Origin of the sequence: Brevundimonas sp. KM4 (assembly GCF_000964075.1) — a bacterium.
In the GTDB taxonomy this organism is placed as follows: Bacteria; Pseudomonadota; Alphaproteobacteria; order Caulobacterales; family Caulobacteraceae; genus Brevundimonas; species Brevundimonas huaxiensis.
Window position 1 is genome coordinate 22,292 of record NZ_JZRG01000031.1, and the last position, 6,720, is coordinate 29,011.

A 6,720-nucleotide genomic window follows, 5' to 3' on the forward strand; every position below is an offset into this window, starting at 1 on the left:
GCATGGTGCTATCCGGTCGGAGCTCTCGGATCATATCGAACCTGGCTGCAGGAAACCTATTTGGAAGGCGGCAAGTTCGCGACCTATCTAAAGGGCAAGGCGTCCAAAGGAGACATTGCGCCGTCAGTCGCACAGCTTTGCCTAGCAGCAGTTACGCCAGCACAAATCGCTGCGGCTTGAGTGCCTGGCCCCAGCTGCGGCTGGGGCTGGTCTGCGCCCTTTGAAGTGATCCATCCCTTATGTTGGTCTGCGGACCGGAACGGATGGAGCCAAGGATGGCCAGGAAGCGTCACAAGCCCGAAGAGATCATCGCCAAGCTGCGCCAGGTTGAAGTGTTGACCGGGCAAGGCAAATCGATCGCGGAGGCGGTGAAGACGATAGCGGTGACGGAGACGACCTACTTCCGCTGGCGAGCGGAGTTCGGCGGGATGAAGACCGATCAGGTCAAACGGATGAAGGCGCTGGAGCTGGAGAACGCCCGGCTTCGTCGGGCGGTGTCGGACCTGACGCTGGACAAGCTGATCCTGTCGGAGGCGGCGCGGGGAAACTTCTGAGCCCTGCCCGTCGCCGGGCCTGCATCGACAAGGTGCGGACCGAGTTGAAGGTGTCGGAGCGGCGCGCCTGCGCGGTGCTCCGACAGCATCGCTCAACCCAGCGAAAGACGCCGAGGGGCCGCACCGACGAGGCGGCCCTGACGGCGGCCATCACCGCACTGGCGGCGACCTATGGCCGTTACGGCTACCGCCGGATCACGGCGCTGCTGCATCAGGCGGGCTGGTCGGTGAACGCCAAAAGGGTTCAGCGGATCTGGCGACGGGAAGGGCTGAAGGTCCCGCAGAAACAGCCGAAACGCGGCCGGCTCTGGCTCAAGGACGGGTCGTGCGTGCGGCTGCGCGCCGAGCGGCCCAACCATGTCTGGTCTTACGACTTCGTCGAGGATCGCACCCAGGACGGCAGGAAGTTCCGCATGCTCTGCGTGATTGATGAGTTCACGCGCGAGGCTCTGGCGATCCGGGTCAAGCGCAGGCTCAACTCCACCGACGTGCTAGAGACCCTGGCGGACCTGATGATACTGCGCGGGCCGCCGGCCTATGTGCGGTCCGACAACGGACCGGAGTTCATCGCCACCACCCCGCGTGAATGGATCGCCGCCGTCGGCTCTCAGACGGCCTACATCGAACCCGGTAGTCCCTGGGAGAACGGCTACTGCGAGAGCTTCAACTCCAAGCTCCGGGATGAACTGCTGAACGGCGAGACCTTCTTCAGTCTGGCCGAGGCTCAGGTGCTGATCGAGGCGTGGCGGCGTCACTTCAACGCCGTGCGACCGCACAGCGCCCTGAAGTACCGACCGCCAGCACCGGAAGCCCTCATCCCTCGCGCCGGAAACATCGTGCCGTGGGCGAGCGCGCCAGCGCTTGAAGGCGCGCGCTCGCCCAACCCAACCATGGCGTCAGGCCCGCCCATGAACTAACATCGAAACCGGATCACCCCATGGGGGCAGACCAGGGCCGCCCTCCTCAGAACTATAAGGCTGTCAGCCCTCGGTTTTCCGCTTCACTGCTCGACGCGAAAATTGACGGTCACGCGAAACTTGTCGCCTTCTTTCACGCCTGGCTGCGGCGCTAGGCGCCCGCGCTGGACGGACTGAATGGCTGCTCGCTCCATCTCTCGTCCTGGGTGAGTGGTCTCGACGACGCGGCAGTTGGAGACAGCTCCGCAACGCCCCACACTGCATTCGACCACAGCGCGGCCTTCGTCTGGATCTGTTTGGGGTAGAGCAGCCACCTGAAGCGCCATGCCAAGAGCAATGCCGATCATCTGAAGGTCCTCTTTACTGAGCTCGTTTACTGCTCTGCCGCAGTGCTCAGTCACATCAACCGTACACCAGACGTAACGGCCGTCCTCATTCGGGAGGGCGGCCTTTCGTCGTTTATTGGAAGATCAGACGGCATGCCCTTCAGTAGAAGATCCCAACAGCCCCTTCGACCCAAACAATGGCAACGACCGCTAGGATGCCCAAGCACGCTATCAGCCGCGGAGCAGGCGTCCACATCTTGGAAAGTAGCAGCTCTACGGCGAGACCGGCGACCGTGAGCAGCACGGCCATCACCCCAAAATCAAAGGCAGTCCACGACACCTCAGACATGAACTGCATAGCAATCAGTGGCACGACGAGAACAGCGCCCAGGCTTAGCCAGAGCAACAAGCGCCAGCGTGCGGATGGAGAACGGGAAAACGATGCGGCTTTCATGATGGCTCTCGTTTCTGTGTTTGCCGGACGTGTCGTGTGCTGACTTGAGTCCGAAGCGCTAATCCAGCAGCCCGCGCCGCTGCATGTCGATGATGATGGGATCAGTCAACGAAGCAATGACCTCCATGTCGAAGGCATCCTCGGCTTCATTCTCGTCAGCAAAGGTGCGCGGCTGGTTCTGGCGCATCGTCGATAAGCGCCAGGACGATTGCACGACCTGCTGTCGCGCCAGATGCTCTATCCGCTGAAGGCGGACGCCCGCGCGGGATTTGATGAGGGTCTTCCGTGTCGCCATGCCTCGGTCCTCCTGACCTTAAACCTGACACGGTGATGCGCGATTGTGTAGTCGTGGCCCCGTCACGGACGGCTGCACGTTGAACGCGTTAGGTCGTCACCCTCCCCGGTGGCGATCTTTCGCCGTCTATGCGGCCGCTATGCCCGCATGAACTCCATTTAACGGGTCACCCGCTCATCTTCAGCGTACGAACGGGCGTTCCCCTCCTTAGGAACACGGTGGCTCGGTGAATCCCCACCCTTTACGAAGGGCGCCGGGCCGCCACCCCGGACCGTCCACCGACAATTTGAGCGGAACCAGAATCACTGTTCGATGATTTCTGCTCTGAGACCGTTTGCGATACCGGTTTCATGTGTTGCGTCACCTGGCCGCTGTCCTTTCGAGGGCGGCGGCCGTTCGTTGCGTCTAATTTGCGTCGTAGTCGTATAATTGGCGCATGCGGCGGAACAACATAGTCAGCCCGCCGTAGAGCAGGCATGAAGTTCGTTTTCACCAGCGACGCCGGCACCTCATTGATGACCTGGTCGTCAGACCTAATGTCCGTGCAAGACGCAAAGATTGAAGCCGTACGGACCCTTGGCGAACTGTTGAGCGACGATGGCCCTGAGTTTTGGGAAAGTCACGCCGTTGAAATGACGGTAAGCAGTGGGACAGGCTTAAATTTGTTTCGTCTGAAGCTAGTTGCAACCGATTGTGCTCTTGCCGGCGAGGATGACACTGTCGGTTCTTGAAAACCGCCGCCCTTCCTAGACGGCTAAACCTGATCCGCCGTCAGTCTCGCTTCTAGGTAGGTCGGGTCGAACTGCGCGAAGCGCGCGAGATTGCGCCAGTCGTTAATGATGGCCGTACCACCCCTCCACTCCACCACACCTTGCTGACGAAGCGCCTTCAAGGACCTATTGACGTGAACCGGGGTGATGCCGACCATGTCTGCTACATCGGACTGTGTCAGCGGCAGATCAAATCGATAGTTGTCAGCCAGGCCCACCGCATTGAGGCGCACGTAGATTTCGCAGAACAAGAGAGCCAAGCGTTCCGCGGCCAATCTTCTTCCCAGCGCTGAGAGCCATTCACGGTGAATAGCGCCATCGACGAGCGTCTCCCGCCATAGCGCGCGCATAAGACGGGGCCGCGTCTCGCAAACCCGTCGCAGATCCGCGTGAGACACCGCAGCGACGGCGACGTTGGTTAGTGCGACTAGGCTATGGTCCATCTTCTTGAGAAGCAGGCTGTGAAGATCAACGAAGTCCGCCGGGACGTGAAGGCCGCTGATCTGCCGACCGCCCTCACTGAGGATCGAGACACGACCCACAAATCCTTCAAGCAAAATCATGCTGACTTGAGGCCTGCTGCCCTCCTCGACAAGGACTTGCCCGGCAGAGATCACACGCGTTTCGCTGATCAGCGCGGCGAAGACCCCTCGGTCGTCGGCGGAAGCACCCTCTAAGCGGTCGAGCATGATAGCCAGACGATCGTGCACTAAGGCCTCCCAAGCTCTTCGTGTTTAGAAACGCCTTTCCCCAGTCAATTCGGCCCGCAACCTTATCAAGCTCCCGGACGCGGCCTGTCATATCCCGGACACTGGAACGCCGTGAAGAGTTTTGGGTTGGGTGAACGGAGCCGGCCTGCGAGGGTGGTGGCCCGGCCAGATGCGCCACCCCGTGCGGCGGGACATTTTACTTTCCCAAGCTGTAAAGTGCCCGTCGCATCGCTCAATCAGCTGCCGGCAGCTGTCAAAGCGGGAGGACGTGGGCGCGTTCGTAATGGGCGTCTTGGGCACTCCCGATCGGGGTCACGAAAACGACAAACGGTGCGTCAGGACAGTCGAGAGCTGCCCTGACCATCAACGAAAAATCAGCGACTCGCTCAGGCTTTGCTATAATGCTGAACCCGACCTCCGCTGCTTCCAAACTATGAATATCGGACTCTGAGCTCAAGCGGGCTAGTAAGTCAGTCATTCAAGCGTTCCTCGACGGGACTACTGATCAGCGACAGGCGAATGTGACCAGCAATCCTGGGACGATCAATCCGGACCGCGACACTCGTCTGGCGACCGCCGCCTCCGTGCGGCGGCGGTCGTCTCATCCGATTTTGCGCTTAGTTCATCGCATCAAGCAAGGCTTGGGCGCGGTCGCGGTGCATGGTGACTGGCGCAATCAGCTCGCGAGCCAGGCTGGCTAGGCCGGACGCTTCAGTGTTGTCGGAAAAACCGTTCAACAGCGTTAGGGTTTCGTTATGGGCGGCGACCTGTTGGGTCAGGTAGACTTTGTCGAAGTCGTCAGAAGTCGCAGCGTTCAGATTGTCGATCATGCCTTTTCGACGCTCGTCGAGCGCGGTCGGGATTGCAACATCGGGTTCCGCAGCGGCGGCTGCCGTCTGCAGCTTCTGACCTGCATCTGTGTGGTCCTTGGTGATCATTGCGGCAAGCGCCTTCACTTCAGCATTCTTGGACTTGGCGGCGGCGATCTTGGCGGCTTCCAGCTCATACATGTTGCCGGTGCCCAGACCCGTGACGAAGCCGTCGACGGTGTTGGCGCCCATGGTCATGGCGGAGGTCTGGCCGACGACGCCGGACGTGGCGTCCTGGGTAGCGTTGACCGCTTCGCTGGTGTTCTGGGCGGCGCTGTCGCCACCTTGGTTACAAGCTGCGAGAAGGGCAAACGAAGCGACGCTGGCGATGGCAAGATGTTTCATGGAAGGATCTCCCTATAAACTTGGGAAACCCATCACGGGCACGTGAAGTTCCGACGGGTAACAGGCATGACCGAATCAGCCGCATTTGAAAATGGCCGCGATGCCGGCCGCATTACGGCGGCGGATGTACGCTCGTAACTGTATATCGGGATCCGCCGAAGCACGTCTTTGATTGTGGTGCCGGAGCCGGCCAAAAGGCGTGACGGCCCGGCAAATGCGTCACTCTGTGCGGCGGACGGCTCTTTTCCTCTCCTAGGTGCGGGCTGTCCGCCGCTTCACTCGTCGGCGACCGCGCCGAGCCGCTCATTTTACCAGCTCATTTTAGGGCAAGTCGCCCTCATGCACGTTACTGCATCGGCCGATTCCGAAATGATGTTTCATTGCAGCGTCGCCACCCAAGCTTTCAACGCGACGGTATCCGCTATCGCGCCGTGGAAAGGATAAGCCGGCCGATGCGGCTCATTGTTCCCGCGAGCCCTTCCGCGATAGACCTTCATCGGGACACCGATCGCAGCGAGCTCGCTCGGCAGGCCGGCGTTGCGCACTTCCATGTAGAGGGTGTCAGCAGAGGTTTCCTGGCAGATCTGGATTGCGCCGGCCGCCTTCCAAATATCAACTGCATCTAGGCACGCGGAGGCGCAGCTCGGGTCGGTAAGCACATAGACCCGACCGCGCACCGGGTTTGACGAAGCGCCGGTTGGTCTCTGGACTTGCGCCGCTGAACCCCCATCGTCCTCGCGCCAGAATGGTCTATCGGCTGCTTTCGCGGTCCGCATGCCGCTGATCGCCTTGTCGCCCCATGCGATTAAATCAGCATCGCCGCCACCTTCCTTCAACTTGGCCACGAAGGCGGCGAGTTCCGATATATTGGCGTCCGATGCCCGCCAATCCACCGCTTCGCTAGAGGGTACATCGTGAGCTTTGCGCCAGTCCGTCCCCCACAGGATGGTCGCCAAATTGTCGCTCCAATGCGACGACCCGCCCCCATTTCCTCGAAGATCCAGCACCACCACTGAAGCTTCACGGAGGACTTGCTGCTTGGCTTCAGCTTCGGCGAGCAAGGTTGTCATCGCGATGAAGGCTTCCGACCCCGGCTCGCTGTCGAACGATGGCATAGAAAGCCAAACGCCGCCGTTTGCGAACTCACTCATACCAAAGGTCGGCGTCACCCGCGCGTTGATACGGCTGCGGCGCGCGGCGAGATCAGTCGCTTCGATCGGCTTCCATGCAAGCGTGTAGGTCTTTTCGAGACCGTTGGTAGCGAAGGGGCACTGCTTCATCTCCGAGATCCAGGGATTGGAGGCGTTCAAGAACATCCAGTCTCCGTAGAGGACCCGCTGCGCTTTTAGGGACCATCTCCCTCGGAAGTCGCCAATGTGTGTTTCGGCCAGTCGTTCGGCCGCGACGCCATCGCATTCGGTCAGGCGAGCGCCAAGCGGCGGAAGGGTGTCGCTGTCACCTATCCGCGCCTGACCGACAT

The 6,720-nt window shown here is 60.7% G+C and carries 8 protein-coding genes; 2 read left to right on the forward strand and 6 right to left on the reverse strand.

The features are described 5' to 3' along the window. Nucleotides 1–275 precede the first annotated feature (275 nt). Nucleotides 276–1,471, forward strand: a protein-coding gene (locus VH88_RS14050) for an IS3 family transposase (RefSeq protein WP_156146863.1) whose coding sequence is annotated in 2 segments (ribosomal slippage) — nucleotides 276–546 and nucleotides 546–1,471 — 1,197 coding nt in all. Because the reading frame shifts where the segments join, the coding sequence is not laid out codon by codon here. Between the two features lie 83 nt (nucleotides 1,472–1,554). Here the strand turns inward: VH88_RS14050 and VH88_RS15810 are convergent. From VH88_RS15810 to VH88_RS14060, 3 genes are all read right to left on the reverse strand, one after another. Beyond that, nucleotides 1,555–1,818 (reverse strand): TonB family protein, encoded by a 264-nt coding sequence (locus VH88_RS15810; RefSeq protein ID WP_082064522.1) that lies wholly within the window; start codon nucleotides 1,816–1,818, stop codon nucleotides 1,555–1,557. Nucleotides 1,819–1,957: 139 nt separating this feature from the next. Next, nucleotides 1,958–2,251 carry a hypothetical protein gene (locus tag VH88_RS14055; protein ID WP_039248798.1) on the reverse strand — a complete coding sequence of 98 codons (294 nt, stop codon included), beginning with the start codon at nucleotides 2,249–2,251 and terminating at the stop codon, nucleotides 1,958–1,960. 58 nt (nucleotides 2,252–2,309) lie between these two features. Continuing rightward, nucleotides 2,310–2,546 (reverse strand): hypothetical protein, encoded by a 237-nt coding sequence (locus tag VH88_RS14060; protein ID WP_039248800.1) that lies wholly within the window; start codon nucleotides 2,544–2,546, stop codon nucleotides 2,310–2,312. Between the two features lie 476 nt (nucleotides 2,547–3,022). On the opposite strand from VH88_RS14060, the gene VH88_RS14065 reads away from it, so the two are divergent. Further along, a complete protein-coding gene (locus tag VH88_RS14065; RefSeq protein ID WP_045811800.1) occupies nucleotides 3,023–3,277 on the forward strand; it encodes a hypothetical protein in 255 nt (84 codons plus the stop codon). 23 nt (nucleotides 3,278–3,300) lie between these two features. Here VH88_RS14065 and VH88_RS14070 read toward each other — a convergent pair whose 3' ends face one another. The 3 genes from VH88_RS14070 to VH88_RS14085 all read right to left on the reverse strand — a co-directional run. Then, entirely contained in the window at nucleotides 3,301–4,026 is a 726-nt protein-coding gene (locus tag VH88_RS14070) for a Crp/Fnr family transcriptional regulator (protein WP_039248343.1), read from the reverse strand. 617 nt (nucleotides 4,027–4,643) lie between these two features. Next, nucleotides 4,644–5,240, reverse strand: coding sequence for a DUF4142 domain-containing protein (locus VH88_RS14080; protein ID WP_039248347.1), 597 nt, complete (start codon nucleotides 5,238–5,240; stop codon nucleotides 4,644–4,646). Between the two features lie 377 nt (nucleotides 5,241–5,617). Beyond that, a partial coding sequence (locus VH88_RS14085; protein ID WP_045811804.1) for a S41 family peptidase occupies nucleotides 5,618–6,720 on the reverse strand: 1,103 nt, incomplete at its 5' end.

Excerpts from the sequence above, each read along its gene's own strand:
- VH88_RS15810 (WP_082064522.1), bottom strand. The coding sequence starts at position 1,818 with ATGATCGGCATTGCTCTTGGCATGGCGCTTCAGGTGGCTGCTCTACCC.
- VH88_RS14055 (WP_039248798.1), bottom strand. The coding sequence starts at position 2,251 with ATGAAAGCCGCATCGTTTTCCCGTTCTCCATCCGCACGCTGGCGCTTG.
- VH88_RS14060 (WP_039248800.1), bottom strand. The coding sequence starts at position 2,546 with ATGGCGACACGGAAGACCCTCATCAAATCCCGCGCGGGCGTCCGCCTT.
- VH88_RS14065 (WP_045811800.1), top strand. The coding sequence starts at position 3,023 with ATGAAGTTCGTTTTCACCAGCGACGCCGGCACCTCATTGATGACCTGG.
- VH88_RS14080 (WP_039248347.1), bottom strand. The coding sequence starts at position 5,240 with ATGAAACATCTTGCCATCGCCAGCGTCGCTTCGTTTGCCCTTCTCGCA.